Source organism: Streptomyces sp. NPDC051286, from assembly GCF_044455345.1.
Classification (GTDB): domain Bacteria; phylum Actinomycetota; class Actinomycetes; order Streptomycetales; family Streptomycetaceae; genus Streptomyces.
Genome location: NZ_JBITER010000006.1, coordinates 136,104 through 153,359, shown reverse-complemented (window position 1 = coordinate 153,359; position 17,256 = coordinate 136,104). Strand labels below are relative to the sequence as shown.

General features: G+C 69.8%; 15 protein-coding genes and 1 pseudogene. 7 read left to right on the top strand and 9 right to left on the bottom strand.

Annotated elements, in window-relative coordinates; all coding sequences use genetic code 11:
- Positions 1-2 precede the first annotated feature (2 nt).
- Both ACIBB8_RS09040 and ACIBB8_RS09035 read right to left on the bottom strand, forming a co-directional pair.
- Positions 3-1,679: an alkaline phosphatase family protein gene (locus ACIBB8_RS09040; protein ID WP_398950112.1), complete on the bottom strand. Its 1,677-nt coding sequence runs from the start codon at positions 1,677-1,679 to the stop codon at positions 3-5.
- Between the two features lie 245 nt (positions 1,680-1,924).
- On the bottom strand, positions 1,925-3,004 hold the full coding sequence (locus tag ACIBB8_RS09035) for a mechanosensitive ion channel family protein (protein WP_398949955.1): 1,080 nt from the start codon (positions 3,002-3,004) through the stop codon (positions 1,925-1,927).
- Between the two features lie 606 nt (positions 3,005-3,610).
- Here ACIBB8_RS09035 and hydA point away from each other — a divergent pair.
- The 4 genes from hydA to ACIBB8_RS09015 all read left to right on the top strand — a co-directional run bounded on the left by hydA (position 3,611) and on the right by ACIBB8_RS09015 (position 8,472).
- Complete coding sequence (gene hydA / locus ACIBB8_RS09030; RefSeq protein ID WP_398949952.1) at positions 3,611-5,011, top strand: dihydropyrimidinase; 1,401 nt, start codon at positions 3,611-3,613, stop codon at positions 5,009-5,011.
- A gap of 187 nt (positions 5,012-5,198) precedes the next feature.
- Positions 5,199-6,200 (top strand): TIGR03842 family LLM class F420-dependent oxidoreductase, encoded by a 1,002-nt coding sequence (locus ACIBB8_RS09025; RefSeq protein WP_398949950.1) that lies wholly within the window; start codon positions 5,199-5,201, stop codon positions 6,198-6,200.
- A gap of 80 nt (positions 6,201-6,280) precedes the next feature.
- Positions 6,281-7,840 (top strand): NCS1 family nucleobase:cation symporter-1, encoded by a 1,560-nt coding sequence (locus ACIBB8_RS09020; RefSeq protein ID WP_398949948.1) that lies wholly within the window; start codon positions 6,281-6,283, stop codon positions 7,838-7,840.
- Between the two features lie 278 nt (positions 7,841-8,118).
- Positions 8,119-8,472 (top strand): hypothetical protein, encoded by a 354-nt coding sequence (locus ACIBB8_RS09015; protein ID WP_398950110.1) that lies wholly within the window; start codon positions 8,119-8,121, stop codon positions 8,470-8,472.
- Between the two features lie 68 nt (positions 8,473-8,540).
- Here the strand turns inward: ACIBB8_RS09015 and ACIBB8_RS09010 are convergent, their stop codons facing one another.
- A complete protein-coding gene (locus ACIBB8_RS09010; RefSeq protein ID WP_398949946.1) occupies positions 8,541-8,873 on the bottom strand; it encodes a hypothetical protein in 333 nt (110 codons plus the stop codon).
- Positions 8,874-9,058: 185 nt separating this feature from the next.
- Here ACIBB8_RS09010 and ACIBB8_RS09005 point away from each other — a divergent pair, with 185 nt between their 5' ends.
- On the top strand, positions 9,059-10,495 hold the full coding sequence (locus ACIBB8_RS09005) for an amidase (RefSeq protein WP_398949943.1): 1,437 nt from the start codon (positions 9,059-9,061) through the stop codon (positions 10,493-10,495).
- A gap of 11 nt (positions 10,496-10,506) precedes the next feature.
- Here ACIBB8_RS09005 and ACIBB8_RS09000 read toward each other — a convergent pair whose 3' ends face one another.
- Positions 10,507-10,854 carry a hypothetical protein gene (locus tag ACIBB8_RS09000; protein ID WP_398949941.1) on the bottom strand — a complete coding sequence of 116 codons (348 nt, stop codon included), beginning with the start codon at positions 10,852-10,854 and terminating at the stop codon, positions 10,507-10,509.
- On the bottom strand, positions 10,851-11,834 hold the full coding sequence (locus tag ACIBB8_RS08995; protein ID WP_398949939.1) for a carboxymuconolactone decarboxylase family protein: 984 nt from the start codon (positions 11,832-11,834) through the stop codon (positions 10,851-10,853). Before ACIBB8_RS08995 ends, ACIBB8_RS09000 begins: the two co-directional genes overlap by 4 nt.
- Positions 11,835-12,002: 168 nt before the next feature.
- On the opposite strand from ACIBB8_RS08995, the gene ACIBB8_RS08990 reads away from it, so the two are divergent.
- Together ACIBB8_RS08990 and ACIBB8_RS08985 are read left to right on the top strand one after the other, a co-directional pair.
- Positions 12,003-13,142, top strand: coding sequence for a sensor histidine kinase (locus ACIBB8_RS08990; RefSeq protein WP_398949936.1), 1,140 nt, complete (start codon positions 12,003-12,005; stop codon positions 13,140-13,142).
- A complete protein-coding gene (locus tag ACIBB8_RS08985; RefSeq protein WP_398949934.1) occupies positions 13,139-13,822 on the top strand; it encodes a response regulator in 684 nt (227 codons plus the stop codon). Before ACIBB8_RS08990 ends, ACIBB8_RS08985 begins: the two co-directional genes overlap by 4 nt.
- A 195-nt stretch (positions 13,823-14,017) precedes the next feature.
- On the opposite strand, the gene ACIBB8_RS08980 is transcribed toward ACIBB8_RS08985, so the two are convergent.
- The 4 genes and pseudogenes from ACIBB8_RS08980 to ACIBB8_RS08965 form a co-directional block, all read right to left on the bottom strand.
- Positions 14,018-15,082: a biotin/lipoate A/B protein ligase family protein gene (locus tag ACIBB8_RS08980; RefSeq protein WP_398950108.1), complete on the bottom strand. Its 1,065-nt coding sequence runs from the start codon at positions 15,080-15,082 to the stop codon at positions 14,018-14,020.
- A gap of 371 nt (positions 15,083-15,453) precedes the next feature.
- Positions 15,454-15,561, bottom strand: a pseudogene (locus tag ACIBB8_RS08975) (IS5/IS1182 family transposase); the annotation flags it as partial.
- Between the two features lie 4 nt (positions 15,562-15,565).
- Positions 15,566-16,681 (bottom strand): hypothetical protein, encoded by a 1,116-nt coding sequence (locus tag ACIBB8_RS08970; RefSeq protein ID WP_398950106.1) that lies wholly within the window; start codon positions 16,679-16,681, stop codon positions 15,566-15,568.
- Positions 16,682-16,996: 315 nt separating this feature from the next.
- Positions 16,997-17,209 (bottom strand): DUF4287 domain-containing protein, encoded by a 213-nt coding sequence (locus ACIBB8_RS08965; RefSeq protein WP_398949932.1) that lies wholly within the window; start codon positions 17,207-17,209, stop codon positions 16,997-16,999.
- Positions 17,210-17,256 lie beyond the last annotated feature (47 nt).

Below are 17,256 nucleotides of genomic sequence, written 5' to 3'. Positions count from 1 at the left end.
GGTCATGCCTGTGTGGCTTGGTCGCCATCACCCCCATTCACCCGGTCAGGAGCTCCACGGGATGCGTTGTGCTGAGTGCCCCGGCAGCAGATGCGGGCCTGTCGATGGCCACCGACACGGTAAACCGGCGGGGGAGGAGCGCGGTCGGACCCCACGGAGGCGCGGGGTCCGGCCGGTCGGCAGGTCGGAGTGGCTCGGTCAGCCCTTGTGGCCGGTGGGTCGGGTGAGCTCCAGCCTGCGGACCGGGTCGAGCTCGCCGTAGTACGCGAGGTGCTGGTAGCGCACGTCGGTGACGGTGAGGGTGGCCTCGGCATTGCCCTGCTGCACGGTCGCCTGAAGTGGACGGAGCCGTCCGTCTTCGTCGTGCCGGTCAGCATCTGCACCTGATTGCCGTACCGCAGCTCGGCGACGACCTCCGCGCCCCGCACCGGCACGCCCTGCACGGTCCTCACCACGCCGTCCGCGGTGACCTTCCACGGGGCGTCGGTGCCCGGCCGGCCGAGCAGCTCGGTGTCGGCCCTCAGGGACGCGACGGCGAGCTGCGACGGCGGGTTGGGCTGGCCGAACGCGACCTGGTCGACGGTCCAGAAGGCGCTGTTCGTACCGGTGTAGCGGAAGCTCAGCTTCGCCGACTGCGCGCCCGCCGGAACGTCCAGCTTCAGGTGCTCGACCGTGTTGGTGTTCGCCCGGTACGACTTCACGAGCTGCGGTGCGCCACCGTCGTACGAGACGTAGACGTCACCGGTCTGCGGGCCGTCGATGAGGTAGTTCGTGGCGTACGAGACGTTCGCCGTGGCCGCACCGTTCAACGGGAACGCGGGGCTGACGAGCGTGGAGTCGAACTGTCCGGCGTCGTGTGCCTTGTCGTCCCACTCGTCGGAGTCGGCGACGGCGAACACATTGCGGGCGCGGACGTTGCTCTCGCGGCCCTGGCCACGCTCGGCATTGGTCCAGAACTCGTCGGTGGCGAAGGACCAGCCATGCCACTCGGTGACGCCACCGGCAGGCATATTCGAGTTGTCGATGGTCCAGCCCTCGGGGGTGGTGTTGGTCCAGCCCTTGGTGCCGGCGGGGAGCTTTGTCTCGTCGACGGGGGCACGGAGCGAGTCGCGCAGCGCGTCGAATGCGTCCGGCTTCAGCTCGGAGAGCGCGGTGCCGTCGAGGTTCCAGGCCGGGTCGGTGGCGACGCCCTCGTGGCGCAGTACGGTCAGCGCGATGTCGGTGATCTTGACATCGTTGCGTACGGAACCAGGCTCGATGCCCTGGCCGCGGGCGATCACGAAGGTGCCGCGCTCCAGCGGTGTGTTGCCGCCGTAGCCGCCGGTCGGGGTGTGTCCGTGGTCGGCGGTGATGACGACAAGCCAGTTCTCCTTGGCGTACGTCGGCCGGGAGGCGACGGCGTCGAGCAGCCGGCCGACCTGTCCGTCCACGGTGTTGAGAGCCTTGAGGTAGGCGTCGCTCGCGCTGCCGGAGGCATGCCCGGCGCCGTCGACCTCGTCGAGGTGGACGAAGGTGGAGTCGGGGTTGCCGTGGGCGAGATAGTCCGCGGCCTTCGCGGTGGTGTTCTCGTCGTTGCCGCCGGCGATCCGCAGATCCGTTGCCGACCCGAAGATGATCTGGGGGACCGGGCTCCAGGTGCCGACGACCAGGGTGGACGTGGTCGGGTCGGCGGTCTCCAGCCGGGTCGCGTAGTCCGGGGACCGCCCGGCCGGGGCGCCTTCGGCGACGGCGGTGCTCCCGCCTCCCCGGAGAGGTCGCCTGTGCCTCCCCGGCCCGGATGTTCGGCCTCCACCCGAAGGAGGACGCCATCGCCCCCGGCGCCGACGTGGATGTCGTCCTTCACCACCCGAAGGCCGAGGGCGGGCGAGGTGTGACCAGACAGTCGCGATCAGCCGCACGACGGTGACAAGCGACGCGACTACGGCTACGACATCGACTGCGTTGCCTCGCGCTGGTGGGGGATCGTGACCGGCGTCGTTCGCGGCTGCACGGTCACGGTGCGCGTCGGAGCGGGGACCGCGATGCCCTCGGCCCGGAATCGTGCGTGCAGGCGCTTGATGAACTCGTGCTTGATCCGGTACTGGTCACTGAACTCGCCGACCCCCAGAATGACCGTGAAGTTGATCCTGGAGTCCCCGAACGTGTGGAACCGGATGGCCGGTTCGTGGTCGGGTACGGCGCCGGTGATGTCGGTCATCACGTTCTCGACGACCTCGGCCGTGACGCGCTCGACATGTTCGAGGTCACTGTCGTAGCCGACACCCACCTGGACCATGATCGAAAGTTGCTGTTCCGGCCGGTTGAAGTTGGTCATGTTGGTGCCCGCGAGCCGGGCGTTCGGGATGATCACAAGATTGTTCGAAAGCTGACGCACCACGGTGTTCCGCCAGTTGATGTCGACGACATAGCCCTCCTCGCCGCTGCTGAGCCGGATGTAGTCGCCGGGCTGCACCGTCTTCGAAGCGAGGATGTGCACACCCGCGAACAGATTGGCCAGCGTGTCCTGCAGCGCCAGTGCGACCGCCAGACCGCCCACGCCCAGCGCGGTGAGCATAGGCGCGATGGAGACGCCCAGCGTCTGGAGCATGACGAGGAAGCCCATCGCCAGCACCACGACGCGCGTGATGTTGACGAAGATCGTGGCCGATCCGGCCACCCCCGACCTGGACTGTGCCACGGACCGCACCAGACCGGTGATCACTCGGGCCGCCGTGAGCGTCGCGGCCAGGATGAGCAGAGCGGTCAGCGTCATATTGACGTGGTGCCCGACCCTGGCGGTCAGCGGAAGGGCCGTGGCTGCCGCCGCCACGCCGGCGGCCAGCGCGGCCCAGGGAACCAGAGTCCGCAAGGCGTCGACGATGACGTCGTCACCACTCCATCGCGTCCTGCTGGCTCGTTCACCCAGCCATCGCAGAATCACGCGCAGCAGGAGGCCCGCCGCGATGCCTGCAGCCACCGCAATACCGGCGACGATCAAGTCGTGCAGAGTGAGGGCCCGGTTCACCGCTGCACCCCCACTCTCCGGGGAACACGACTGATGGGGGGAACCGCCGCCGTTTCCGGGCGCCGGACGGGATGCTTCGTCACCGTTTTACCTGTTCGATTCTGGGGGGTGCGGTTCGCGTCGGGACCCACGGATGTGCGGATCGGGATCCGACGCGATCGCTCATCCTGCCGTACGCGTTCGCACGTGCTGCGGCTGACCCTGCGTCGGCTCACGCAGGGCGGACTCAGACCGACCGGCACAGGGGGGCGGCGTCGCGGGGCTGGGCACGCCACATCTGCGGCGTTGTCGTCAGTCACCAATGCTCCGCGTTGCCTCCCTCCTCCGCCTTGCAGCTGCACACATCCAGCCCCGCTCCTTCTCCCACCCCCCATGTGCCAGTCGGTCTTACCGGTGGCAGATCAGAGTGCGGGGGTCTTCCCGCGGTGGTCCGGTCGTGCGGCGGCGCCGGCCTTGGGCCGACGGTGTACGGCATGCCCGGAAACGGAAACGTCTTCAGCGGTTAGCCGCAGCGGTATTGCCACAGTGGGTAACCCACTTCTACGTTCTTCACCACGCACCATGTCTACGTGCGTAGACCCGTTCCGCCAGAGTGAGGAGGGGTACATGAGCCGCACCGTCATCCACGGCGGCCTCGTCGTCACCGCGTCCGACGAACTCCACGCCGACGTACTCATCGAGGGCGGCCGCATCGCCGCGCTCGCCGCGCACGGCACCGACGCGGCCGCGAGCTGGACCGCCGACCGGACCATCGACGCCACCGGCAAGTACGTCATCCCGGGCGGTGTCGACGCGCACACGCACATGGAGATGCCATTCGGCGGCACCTACGCCGCCGACACCTTCGAGACCGGGACCAGGGCTGCCGCCTGGGGCGGCACCACCACGATCGTCGACTTCGCCATCCAGACCGTGGGGCGCGCGGTCCGCGAAGGACTCGACGCCTGGTATGCGAAGGCCGACGGCAACTGTGCCATCGACTACGCCTTCCACATGATCCTCTCCGATGTGAACGAGTCCTCGCTCAAGGAGATGGACCTCCTCGTCTCGGAGGGCGTCACGTCCTTCAAGCTGTTCATGGCGTATCCCGGTGTCTTCTACAGCGACGACGGCCAGATCCTGCGCGCCATGCAACGGGCCGCAGGAAACGGCGGGCTGATCATGATGCACGCCGAGAACGGCATCGCGATCGACGTCCTCGTCGAACAGGCACTGGCCGCGGGCCGCACCGACCCGCGCTACCACGGCGACGTCCGCAAGGTGGCGCTGGAGGCCGAGGCCACCCACCGTGCCATCCAGCTCGCCCGTGTCGCCGGATCCCCGCTGTACGTCGTGCACGTCTCCGCCGACGAGGCCGTCGCCGAGCTGGCGGCGGCCCGCCACAAGGGACTTCCGGTTTTCGGTGAGACCTGCCCGCAGTACCTCTTCCTCTCCACCGACAACCTCGCCGAGCCGGACTTCGAGGGCGCGAAGTACGTCTGCTCCACCCCGCTGCGACCCAAGGAGCACCAGGAGGCGCTCTGGCGCGGCCTGCGGAACAACGAGCTCCAGGTCGTCTCCACCGACCACTGCCCGTTCTGCTTCTCCGGCCAGAAGGAGATGGGGCGCGGCGACTTCTCAAAGATCCCGAACGGCATGCCCGGCGTGGAGAACCGGATGGACCTCCTCCATCAGGCGGTCGTGGACGGCCACATCTCCCGCCGCCGCTGGATCGAGATCGCCTGTGCCTCCCCGGCCCGGATGTTCGGCCTCTACCCGAAGAAGGGCACCATCGCCCCGGGCGCCGACGCCGATGTCGTCATCTACGACCCGCACGCCGAGCAGACCCTCTCCGCCGAGACCCACCACATGAACGTCGACTACTCGGCGTACGAGGGAAAGCGGATCACCGGACAGGTCGAGACCGTCCTCTCACGCGGCGAAGTCGTCATCGACCGGCGGACGTTCACCGGGCGCGCCGGTCACGGCATGTACACCCCGCGCGCCACCAGTCAGTACCTGGACTAGGGAGTGTTTCGAACGTCCCGCCTGCCAGGTGCGCCTGGCACGCACGCTCGCTGCGTTGTCGGGCTCGCCCCGATACGACCGGTATCGGGGCACCCCTCCGTCTTGCGATCGCACGCACCAGATGCCGCCTGGCCCGCCCTACGGGCGGACGACGCTACATTCGAGACACGCCCTAGGAGCACCTGCCATGGACTTCGGACTCGTCCTCCAGACCGACCCGCCCGCATCGGCCGTCGTGGGCCTGATGCGCCGCGCCGAACGCAACGGGTTCCGCTACGGCTGGACCTTCGACTCGGCGGTGCTCTGGCAGGAACCGTTCGTCATCTACAGCCAGATCCTCGAACACACCGAACGCCTCATCGTCGGCCCGATGGTCACCAACCCGGGCACCCGCACCTGGGAGGTCACCGCCTCCACCTTCGCCACCCTCAACGACATGTACGGCAACCGCACCGTCTGCGGCATCGGCCGCGGCGACTCCGCGATGCGCGTCGCCGGACGTAAGCCCAACACCCTGGCCCGCCTCGGCGAGGCCATCGACGTCATCCGCGACCTCGCCGAGGGCCGGGAGGCGACCGTCGACGGGCAGCCGGTCCAGATTCCGTGGGTGAAGGGCGGCAGACTGCCTGTCTGGATGGCCGCGTACGGTCCGAAAGCGCTCGCCCTCGCCGGACAGAAGGCCGACGGATTCATCCTGCAACTCGCCGACCCGTTCCTCACCGAGTGGATGATCAAGGCCGTCCGGGACGCGGCGGCGGAGGCGGGCCGCGACCCGGACTCCGTGACCATCTGCGTCGCCGCCCCCGCCTACGTGGGCGACGACCTCGACCACGCCCGCGAGCAGTGCCGCTGGTTCGGCGGCATGGTCGGCAACCATGTGGCGGACCTCGTGTCCCGGTACGGCGAACACTCCGGCCTGGTACCCGAGGCGCTGACCGAGTACATCGCGGGGCGTGCCGGATACGACTACAGCCACCACGGGCGCGCCGGAAATCCGGACACCGCCTTCGTCCCCGACGAGATCGTCGACCGGTTCTGCCTCCTCGGCCCCGCCGAGGCGCACATCGAGAAGCTCCGGGCGCTGCGCGACCTGGGCGTCGACCAGTTCGCGGTCTACAACATGCACGATGCGCGCGAAGCGACGATCGACGCGTACGGCTCCGAGATCATCCCCGCCCTGTCCGCCTGACCCGCGCCTCCCCCCACGGCTGTACGCGCGCCCTCCCCAGCCCCGCACGGCACCGCTCCCGAGCGAAGGGTCCAGCCGCCATGACGTCCACCGTCCCGCCCACTCCACCGATTCCACCTCAGGACCGCATATCCGCGCCGCCGGACCGGGTGGAGCTCGCCCGCGGAGCCGTCCCCGCCGACAACCGTTTCATCAACGAGGACCTGCTGCCCGTTCCCCTGGAGCGGCGAAACTGGACCACGTACAACTTCGCCGCTCTTTGGGTCGGGATGGCACACAACATCCCGTCGTGGCTGCTCGCCTCCGGTCTCGTCGCCCTCGGCATGGACTGGAAGCAAGCCGTCTTCACCATCGCGCTGGCCAACCTGATCGTGCTCGGCCCGATGCTGCTGACCGGCCACGCCGGACCCAAGTACGGCATCCCGTTCCCCGTGCTGGCCCGCGCCTCCTTCGGTCTGCGCGGCGCCAACCTGCCCGCGCTGATCCGGGCCGCGGTGGCCTGCGCCTGGTTCGGCATCCAGACCTGGATCGGCGGTGTCGGCATCTTCACCCTGCTTGGGAAGATCTTCGGTGGCTGGGCGAACGCCTCCGAGATCGGCGGGCAGCCCTGGACGCTCTGGCTCTGCTTCGCCCTCTTCTGGGCGCTCGAACTCGCCATCATCTATCGGGGGATGGACACCCTGCGGCGGTTCGAGAACTGGGCGGCGCCGTTCGTCATCGTCGGCGCCCTGGTGCTGCTGGTCTGGGTCGCCGTCAAGGCAGGCGGCTTCGGCCCGCTGCTCGACCAGCCCTCGAAGCTCGGCTGGGGCACGGACTTCTGGCCGGTCTTCTTCCCCTCATTGATGGGCATGATCGCCTTCTGGGCCACGCTCTCCCTGAACATCCCCGACTTCACCCGCTTCGGCGCCGGCCAGCGCGCCCAGATCTGGGGCCAGACGCTGGGCCTGCCCACCACGATGACGCTCTTCGCGCTCCTGTCGGTCCTGGTCACCTCCGGCTCGCAGGCCGTCTACGGAGTGGCGATCTGGGATCCGGTCCAGCTCGTCGCCAGGACGGACAACGCCTTCGGACTGCTCTACGCCCTGGTGACCGTGCTGATCGCGACGATCTCCGTGAACATCGCGGCGAACGTCGTATCACCCGCCTACGACCTGGCCAATCTCGCACCCAAAATCATCAACTTCCGTACGGGCGCGCTGATCACGGGTGTCGTCGGTGTGCTGATCATGCCGTGGAAGCTCACCGAGACCCCGGAGCTGTACATCTTCACCTGGCTCGGCCTGGTCGGCGGTCTGCTCGGTACGGTGGCCGGCATCCTGATCGCCGACTACTGGATCGTCCGACGCACCGTCCTCGACCTCGCTGACCTCTACCGCCCCGGCGGCCGCTACTGGTACACGGACGGCTGGAACTGGCGCGCCGTCGGTGCCTTCGCGGTCGGCGGCGTCCTGGCCATCGGCGGTTCCCATTCCGCCCCCGGCAAGGGCCCGTTCCCGACTGACGGCCTGATTCCGTTCCTGAAGCCGCTCGCGGACTACGGCTGGGCGGTCGGTCTGGTCTCCTCGCTGCTGCTGTACGTGCTGCTCAGCGGCCGGTCCGGGGTCACGACGGCTGCTGGGAACGGCTCAGCAGCGCGCTGATGTCCAGCGTTTCGGCCGGCCGGCGGCGCGGCCGTGGGCACCGGCTTGTCGAATGCCGAGAAGCCCACGGTCGCGTCCGCCTCCGGCGAATCGCTCCGCACGTCGATCCTCAGCGGATACGGCCTGCCCGTGGCCGCGGCGTACGTCGTCAGCGCCCGGGCCGGAACGGATGCCCACCTGCGTACACAGGGTGAGGTCGAGTCCTGTCTTCTGTCACGGGCGGCGGGGGACGGTGTCGGGGGCACCGAGTCCGGCACCAGGAAGAGGAAATGCGAACGATGAAGCTGTGCATGGGGAGTCTGTCCGGGGCCGTGCTGCGGGGCGCCGTGGTCGTAGGAATGACCGCCGCGCTTGCGGCACCCGCGACGGCCGCCACCGCCGTGACACCCATGGCGACGCCGCGCGGCCTGTCCTGCGACACGGGAAAGCACCAGATCGACGACCACACGGGATACGCGCTGTGCCGGAACAACGGCACCACGGCGCAGACCTTCTGGGTGTACCTGGTCTGCGGCTGGTCGCCGGACGTGGACGGTGAACACGTCACCCTCAATCCGGGCCAGTCCGGCCAGTCCACCGCACACTGCGCGGGCATCGGCACCGGGATCGGCGAGATCGGCGTCCGGCCGTAGGGCAGCCCGCGGGAGCCGGCGTGTGCGAGCGCGGTGGCGGTGTCGACAGTCCTCGGCCGACCGGTCCGTCACCGCGCGGCTGCCCGTATCCGCCGTCTGCGGTATGTCCGCGTCCAGAGGGAGGCCTTGATGTTCACCCGTATGACGGGGAAGCCCGCCGCCCGTGGTTCGGCCGAACGGAGCAGGGCGGTGGCCCGCCGCTCGGAGAGGGTGCCGCGCCCGGTCTCGGTCAGCACGGGCCGGTCGGGCGGGGAACCGCGGTCCAGGACGATGCGGGTGAGCCTCAGCCCGATCCGGCCCGCCCGGTGTTCCGGGCGTGCACGCGCTTCCATGCCGCCCGCCGCGGCACCGAGTCGCACCGTGGGGTGCGTCCCGGACTCTCCCGCGAACTCTGCTTCCACAGGCCCCACCTCAGCTGTTCGGTTCTGTCCACTCCTGCCGGAGAAACCATCAAGCGGAACTGACACTCCCACCCGTTGAACGGTTGAGTGGACTGGCCACTACTCGTTACCCTCCAGTAAGTTCGCTTGGGCGGACAGATTCGGAAGGCGCAGGCATGCGCCGAAATCCGGGAGGCGTACAGCCCATGTCCTCAGCAGAGTTCACGGATTCGACCGGACTGGCGGACAGCGCACGCGAGCTGGCCGACGGCCGGACCACCTCGACCCAGCAGGTGTCCGCCGCCCTCGAACGCATCGAAGCGAGCCAGAGCACTCTCAACGCCTTCCGGCACCTGCGTGCCACCGAAGCGCTCGCGGAGGCCGCCGAAGCCGACCGGCGCCTCGCCGCGGGGGAGCGGCTGCCCCTGCTCGGGGTGCCTGTCGCGGTCAAGGACGACACCGATGTCGCCGGAATGCCCACCTACTTCGGCTGCCGCGGCGACCTGCCCGCGGCCACCACCGACAGCGAGGCCGTCCGGCGGCTCCGCGCCGCCGGGGCCGTGATCGTCGGGAAGACCAATTCCTGCGAGCTCGGACAGTGGCCCTTCACCGAAGGACCCGCCTTCGGTGCCACCCGTAACCCGTGGAACACCGACCACACCCCCGGCGGCTCGTCCGGTGGTTCCGCCGCGGCCGTGGCCGCCGGGCTGGTGCCCGCCGCCCTCGGCTCGGACGGCGCCGGGTCCGTCCGTATCCCCGCCGCCTGGACCCATCTCGTCGGCATCAAACCGCAGCGCGGCCGCATCTCGGTCCACCCGCACCACGACGCCTTCCAGGGGCTCACCGTCAACGGACCGCTGGCCCGCACCGTCGCCGACGCCGCTCTGCTGCTCGACGCGGCCGCCGGACCTCACCCCGACGACCTGCACCGGCCCCCGCCCGTCGCGGCCTCCGCCGCAGCCGGCCGCGACCCCGGCCGGCTGCGGATCGCCCTCGCGTGGCAGCCCCCGCTCACCCTCACCCGTACCGCCCCCCACCCCGACGTGCGACGGGCTGTCACCGCACTCGCCGAGGCGCTCGCCCGGCTCGGCCATCAGGTCGAGGAGGCCAGGCCACGTTACGGGCTGATCGGTCTCGGCTTCGTCCCCCGTGCCACGGCCGGGATCGCCGAACTTGCCGCACTCCACCCCGAACCGGCCCTCCTCGACCCGCGCACCCGCAGCGCGCTGCGCACCGGCACCCGGCTCGGGGGCCGGGTGGTGCGGGCGGCCCGGGCCCGGGAGGTGCGCCAGCAGCGCAGGATCGGTGCGCTCTTCCACGCGCCCCGGGTGGGAGCCCGGTTCGACGTACTGCTCACCCCCACGACCGCCGCGCCCCCGCCCCGGATCGGCACATTCGACGGTCTGAGCGCCTGGCGCACCGATGTGGCGATCACCGAGGCGTGCCCGTACGCCTGGCCGTGGAACGTGCTGGGCTGGCCCGGCATCAATGTGCCGGCCGGCTTCACCGCCGACGGGCTCCCCCTCGGTGCCCAGCTGCTCGGCCCCTCCCGCAGCGAGGAGCTGCTGATCTCCCTCGCCGCCCAGCTGGAGGCCGATCAGCGCTGGTACGAGCACCGGCCTCCGGCCTCCGAGGGCGCCTGACGCACCGCCGGTCAGAGCGGGCGGCGGGCGCCGACCACCCACACCCCCGACCTCAGCAGCACGCCCTCCCCCGTCTCGTACGGCTGCAGGGTCTTTGTCATCGAGGCCCGAGTGGTGTCGGAGACGGCGAGCCCCGGCGTACGGGAGACGAAGAAGTCCACCGCGTCCGCCGCGTCCCGCCCCCAGCAGGTCGTGGCCGTCACGGAGGCGATACCGATCTCCTCGAAGCCCGCCGCGCCCAGCACCTTGCGGACGCGCTCCGGGTCCGAGAGCGAGGCCATGGCCTCCGCGACGGCGTTCTCCGGATGGTCGGCCCAGTGCAGGCCGATCGGTCCGTTCCACGCGTCGGTGACGGTCATGCGTGCTCCTCGGTCCTTGTGGTCAGGGTGGCCTCGATGCGTTCGACGGCGCAGATCGCGCCGAACGCGATCAGATGAACCAGACAGTGATCGGTGAACGGGGGAGCCAGCCAGGCCGCCACGTCCTCGTCCGTGATCCGGTACGGAGCACGCGCCGCGAGCAGCGCAAGCCGTGCCCCCGGCCGCTCCGCCCGGTCCGGCAGCTCCTCGCCGTGCAGGGGGAACGGCGTGACGCCGTCCCAGGCCGCCACCGACGCCCTTACCAGCGCGGCGTCCTCGTCGCTGAGCAGCCCCGCGCCCAGGTGCGCCGCCGCGCGCAGCGCGCCGAACGCGGTGCCGATCGGGGTCTCCGCCGCCCACTCGGGCGCCGGCCCCTCTGTCTCGAGCAGGGCCAGGCTCTTGCCGGGGACAAGTTCGCGGCGGACCGTACGGGCCAGCGAGCGGCCCGCCACGCTCCGTACCAGGCGGTACTTCTCGGCGCCCCCGGGCAGCATGTCCTCGGTCAGCAGGGAGGACACGATCCGGTTGATGAAGTGGAACACGAGCGCGGTGCCGATGTACTCCGGCGCCTGCCCGGACGGGAAAGGCTGCGGCGTGCTCATGTCCTTTCCCCACGCCAGCAGTTGACGGTGTCCTGGGTCTTCGGGCTGCTCGCCGCGGGCGATTCTCTCGGCCAGGGCGTGGTCGCCGGTGGCATGCAGGAGCACCGTGTGCGCGGTGACGCAGAACGGGCACCGGTTGGCGAGCGAAACCCCTGCGGCCACTACCTCCTTTCCGGTGCGCGACGCCTGCCCAGCCAGCAGGGACTCCCGCATGACGGCCCAGGTGCCGGCCAGCAGGGGCGGCGCGGCGGACAGCACGACAAAGGTAGCGGCGCGGTCGATACCGAAGTCGGTGGCCAGCTGTGCGTACACATCGGCGACGACTCCGGCTGCCGACTTCGGTGGTGCGGGTGAGGTGTATCGAAAGGGTCCGGTCATGGAGACGATGCTCACCCGTCGAACGGTGCCCGGTCGTCGTACACCCGAAGGCAGTTGAGGATGGTCCCGGCCGACCGGCGGTGGCCGCGACTACTGCCCCGGGAGTAGCGCGGAGTCCGTCCCGCAGGATGATGACCACGCTGTCGGGGCGGAGTTAGGGTGCGGCTCATGCAGGGGGACATCGACCGGCGGACTCACCTGCTGGACACCGCACTCGCCGTCGCGATCGGCGCGGCGGTCCTCGCCGCTGCCTGCGCCGCCTCGAGGCCGGACACGCTCGACCTGCTGCTCGTCGCAGGCGGCGCCCTGGCACTCGCCGGGCACCGGCGGGCGCCGCGCGCCGTGCTCGCCGTCACCACCGTCTCCATGCTGGGGTACGTCGTGCACGCCCACCCCGGAAGCTGGGCGGCGTTCCCCGTGCTGGCCGCCGTGCATGCGGCGGCACGCAGTGGACACCGCCTGTGGGGCATCGCCGCCGGCGCCCTCTTCCTCGCCGGGTATTTCACGGTCCTGATCGTCGCGGCACCAGGCGCACAGGACACCGTCGAGCGCACCCTGCTGCTGCTCGGCTGGTTCCTCTGCGCCGGGGTCACCGGACTCATCGACAAGAACTGGCAGGCGTACCTCCGCCAGACCGAGCAGCGGGCGCTCGACGCCGAACGCAGCCGCGACGAGGCGGCGCTGCGCCGGGCAGGGGAGGAGCGGCTGCGGATCGCCCGGGAACTGCACGACTCGCTGACCCACTCCATCTCGATCGTCAAGCTCCAGGCCGGGGTTGCCGTTCACCTGGCCCGCAAGCGGGGCAGCGAGGTGGAGCCCGCGCTGCTCGCGATCCAGGAGGCGAGCGGCGAAGCGATGCGGGAGCTGCGAGCGACCCTGGAGGTGCTTCGAACCGATGTGGTCGAGCCGGGTACGGGGCTGGACCGCATGGACGAGCTGGCCGAGCGGGCCCGCACCGCGGGCATCGCACTGTCTGTCACCGTCACCGGCGTCGAACGCACCCTGCCGTCGGACGTCGACCGGGCCGCCTACCGCATCGTGCAGGAAGCACTCACCAATGTGGCCCGGCACGCCGACCGCGCCCGGACGACCGTCGAACTCCTCTACGGGGAGCACGTGTTGACCGTGAGCGTGGACGATCAGGGTCCCTGCGCCCCCGGCGATTCCGTCACCCCGGGCACCGGCCTCACCGGCATGGGCGAGCGTGTCAGGGCACTCGGTGGCACCCTCGCCGCCGCACCACGCCCGGACGGCGGCTTCTCCGTACGTGCCGAACTGCCCCTGCGGACAACGGGAACCGCACTATGAACCACCACGACACGATCCGGGTGCTGATCGTCGACGACCAGGCCTTGATGCGGGCCGGATTCCGCGCCCTGCTGGACGCCGAGGACGGCATCGAAGTGGTCGGTGAGGCGTCCGACGGCCGTCAGGGAGTGGAACTCGCTCGCCACCACACCCCGGACGTTGCCCTCGTCGATGTACAGATGCCGGTGATGGGCGGCATCGAGGCCACCCGCGAGATCGCCGCCGACCCGCTGCTGGCCGGTGTCCACGTCGTCATCCTCACCAATTACGGGCTCGACGAGTACGTCTTCGACGCGCTGCGCGCCGGGGCCGCCGGGTTCCTTCTCAAGGACACCGAGCCCGCCGAACTCCTCCAGGCCATCCGTGTCGCGGCCCGCGGCGACGCGCTGCTGTCGCCCGCCATCACCCGCCGGCTGATCGGCGAGTTCGTCTCCCGGCCGCCCGACCGGGCCACGGCCCCCGGCTTCGAGACCCTGACCCGGCGCGAACGCGAGGTCAGTGCGCTGGCCGCACGGGGGCTGACCAACGAGGAGATCGCCGCGCACATGGTGATCAGTCCGTTCACCGCGAAGACTCATGTCAGCCGGGCGATGACGAAGCTGGGCGCCCGTGACCGGGCCCAACTCGTCGTCTTCGCCTACGAGTCGGGTCTCGTCGCGCCGCGGGACCCGCACCTCTGAGACGTTCCGGGTCGCCCGACGGAATCACCGGCCCGGAAGCTCCCGCGGCCGGGGGCCGATCTCACGAAGCAGTGCCGAGTACGTGATGGTGTTGCGCGGTTCCACCAAGGTCGGACGAGGAAGACACGACGAGTCTGCGTGATCATGGGCAAGCGCCTGCTCCCGCCGGGTGCCACATGGCACCCGGCGGGGTGTTTACGGCACTCGCGCGGTCCACTCCTCGGTGGCGAACTTCGTCCGCACCAGCTCCTCCGCCCGGGCCATCTCTTCCGCTGTGACGTCGCCGGTGGTCAGCCCGTAGCGGTTACGGAAGGAGGCGATCATGTTCTCGATCACCTGCTCCCGGGCGAGGCCGGTCTGGCGGCGGAGCGGGTCGACGCGCTTCTTGGCGCTCTTGGTGCCCTTGTCGGACATCTTCTCCTTGCCGATACGCAGGACCTCAAGCATCTTGTCGGCGTCGATGTCGTACGACATGGTCACGTGGTGCAGGACGGCTCCAGGACCACCGTCAGGGCCGACCATCCGCTTCTGGGCGGCACCAGCGATCTTGCCGGCGTCGGTGGCGATGTCGTTGAGGGGCTGGTACCAGGCCTTGATGCCCATGTCGCCGAGTGCGCCCAGGACCCAGTCGTCGAGGTACGCGTAACTGTCGGCAAAGGAGAGGCCCGACACCAGCGACTCCGGCACGGACAGAGAGTAGGTGATCGTACTCATGGGCTCTACAAACATGGCCCCGCCACCAGAAATACGGCGTACCACGGTCATTCCGTGTTTCGCCGCGCCTCCGGGGTCCACCTCGTTCCGCAGCGACTGGAAGCTGCCGATGACCACAGCAGGCGAGGCCCATTCCCAGACCCGCAACGTGGGGGCCCGTCGCCCGGCAGCCACCTCGGCGGTGAGGACCTCGTCCAGCGCCATGTGCAGGGCCGGAGCCTGCGGCTCCATGTGCACCAGCTGCCAGTCGTAGTCGCTCCACTCGGTCGCGTGGGCCAAGGCTCGCCGAACGGCGATGCCGACGCCCTCCGCGGACAGTCCAAGCATGACGGTCGACTCCGGCAATGCCGCCGTGATCCGGGCCGCCAGGCCTGCGGCGTCCGTCGAAGAAGGGGAGCCCTCCAGGGCCCTGTTGATCGAGAGGATCGCCTCGTCGGGCTCCAGGAAGAAGTCCCCGGCGACGCGCACGTTGCGCAGTACGCCTTCCTCGACGTCCAGATCTACGACGACAAGCTTGCCGCCGGGCACCTTGTACTCGCCATGCACGGCTTCGTTCCCTTCCAGCGCGCGGCGTGGACCCTGAGCCTGCTGCTCCGACATCCGGATGGACGCGCACATACCTCGCATCGCACTTTAATGCTCGCTCGTGACGAGCGGCTACGCAGCTCCGATGCCGCTGAAGCGGCATCGGAAGTGGGACCGACCTTGGCCTGACCGCTCCGACCCGGGACTGGCTCGCCGACGCCGAGCGCGCTGGGCGCGCAGGCCAGGACTGCTCGGCCGTCCTCGGGCAGCGCCTGTGAACCTGGTGCACCGCACCTCCGGGCTCGTCACCGCGCTGTGCGACTCCTCGGTGCCGGGCAAGGACGAGGGCTTCCTGGAGGACGAAACCCTGAAGTGGCCGGAGGACGTTCTGGCACAGGCCCCGGCCGCCGTCCTCGCCATCGAGGAACGCGCAGGCGGGCCATCACGTGCATGAAGGCGGGTGCGTCGCCAGCCTGTCCGGCGGTAAGAACGAAGGCCAGTCAGCTAAGTCCGTGTGGCGGTCCCGCACCCCGCTTCCGCGGCCTCCCGCATGCGCGCGTCCATCGACGTGCTCCGGTCGTACGGGTCGACCTCGGGGCCGTCTCCCGAGCCCGTGACTGCGCGCTCGGCGCTGAACTCGGCGCTGAACTCGGGGGTGAAGTAGCCGGTGAAGGTGTCACAGCCTCCGTTGGTGGTGTCCACATTGTAGGAGACGAGGGAGAACGTCCCCGGCTCGATGACCACCTTCGCCGGGTCGTCCCAGCTCATCACGACCTCGCGGCGCACGATGGTGCGCGCGACTTCATCGCTTCCCGATGCGGCACGTACGACCGGATAGACGTACGTGACATCGGTGGTCACCTCGACCGCACCGCGCCTACCTTCCCGGTACGTGATCCGTCCTCGTGCCTTGACCACGTTCCCGACGAGCCGCACCTTCGATTTCGCGAATCGGCTGAACAGCAGCAGAGGATCGTTCTCCCGGCTGGGCGCGCGGAACGTGGTCGACAGGTAGTCCTGGACATCCTGCTGATGCGGATTGATCAACGCGATCGCCTTCGTGGGCCGCTCCCCGCGCAGCACATCAGGATCCAGGCTGGACGCGACAAGGAAGTCCCGGGTCCCGTCGAGCGCCTGCGCGACCTGCTCCTTGCTCATCCAGCCGGCCGCCCGTGCCGCAGGAAGGCTGATCCCCGCCGTCCCGTCGGCCCACCGCGCCGCTGGCGACCCCCTGAACGGCTCTTCCAACGTGGGCAGTTGAGCTGCCGCCACTGTCGCCGGCGGGTGATCCGGGCGCTCCGACTCAGCGGCGAGGGGGCCACTCTCGCCGCCGCCGCCTCCGCCTCCGAACCATCCAGCCACCCGCCCCGGATCCAGCGCCACGACCAGCAAGCCGACCACGACCAGCAGACCGACCACGTACCAGCCCTTGCCCTGTCGCCGCCGGACCGGTTGGTGAATCCGCCACCCCTCCGGCGGGCCGGTCTCCTCCCGCATCCGCCGCGCCACCATCCGGGCCCGCGCCGACGGCTCCTCCGGCGCGCCCTGCGTCCCGGCCTCGGCCTCCCGCAGGAAGCGCTCCCACTCCTCGTCCGGTATGGACGCCCCGTCCTTGCCCACGACGCGTTCTCGTCCCTTCTGACGCACCCGTCCCACCCAGGCAGGTCGTTGTTGGTGCATCATCACACAGCTCAAGCGCACCTCACGAACCCAAGTCCCGCATGACCACGCTTGAACACCGCTGGTTCGAATCAAGCTCAGAGGATCGACGGGCGGCCCAACTACACCACACTGTGCGTCACTTCATCGCCTTGCGCGGGCCGCACGACGTCCGCATGCCCTCGATGAACCCGGCCCACCGCCCGCCGTGCCCTGGCGAACCGCGCCATGCTCGCCTACGGCAAGTGTCGAGCCGTTCCGGCGATCACGGCGCTGTTACTTGCCCTTGCCCTCCGCGAGGGTGTGCGCGACGAGGGCGTTGGCGTGGCCGTGGCCGAGGCCGTGCTCGGCCTTGAGCCAGGAGACCAGCTCCATGTGCTTGGTCAGGGGCGAGGACCCGATGAGGTCCTTCCACTCCGAGATCGGCCGACCGTACGTCTTCTCGATCGACGGAAAGTAGCTGGCGGGGCCCTTCACTGCTTCAGTCATGATCGTAGTCTGCCACGGCGCACCGGCCACATCCGGGTGCAGGGAAG

Bases quoted from the DNA above. Each gene is read 5' to 3' on its own strand.
- hydA (WP_398949952.1), top strand. From the start codon at position 3,611: ATGAGCCGCACCGTCATCCACGGCGGCCTCGTCGTCACCGCGTCCGAC.
- ACIBB8_RS09025 (WP_398949950.1), top strand. From the start codon at position 5,199: ATGGACTTCGGACTCGTCCTCCAGACCGACCCGCCCGCATCGGCCGTC.
- ACIBB8_RS09020 (WP_398949948.1), top strand. From the start codon at position 6,281: ATGACGTCCACCGTCCCGCCCACTCCACCGATTCCACCTCAGGACCGC.
- ACIBB8_RS09015 (WP_398950110.1), top strand. From the start codon at position 8,119: ATGAAGCTGTGCATGGGGAGTCTGTCCGGGGCCGTGCTGCGGGGCGCC.
- ACIBB8_RS09005 (WP_398949943.1), top strand. From the start codon at position 9,059: ATGTCCTCAGCAGAGTTCACGGATTCGACCGGACTGGCGGACAGCGCA.
- ACIBB8_RS09000 (WP_398949941.1), bottom strand. From the start codon at position 10,854: ATGACCGTCACCGACGCGTGGAACGGACCGATCGGCCTGCACTGGGCC.
- ACIBB8_RS08995 (WP_398949939.1), bottom strand. From the start codon at position 11,834: ATGACCGGACCCTTTCGATACACCTCACCCGCACCACCGAAGTCGGCA.
- ACIBB8_RS08990 (WP_398949936.1), top strand. From the start codon at position 12,003: ATGCAGGGGGACATCGACCGGCGGACTCACCTGCTGGACACCGCACTC.
- ACIBB8_RS08985 (WP_398949934.1), top strand. From the start codon at position 13,139: ATGAACCACCACGACACGATCCGGGTGCTGATCGTCGACGACCAGGCC.
- ACIBB8_RS08965 (WP_398949932.1), bottom strand. From the start codon at position 17,209: ATGACTGAAGCAGTGAAGGGCCCCGCCAGCTACTTTCCGTCGATCGAG.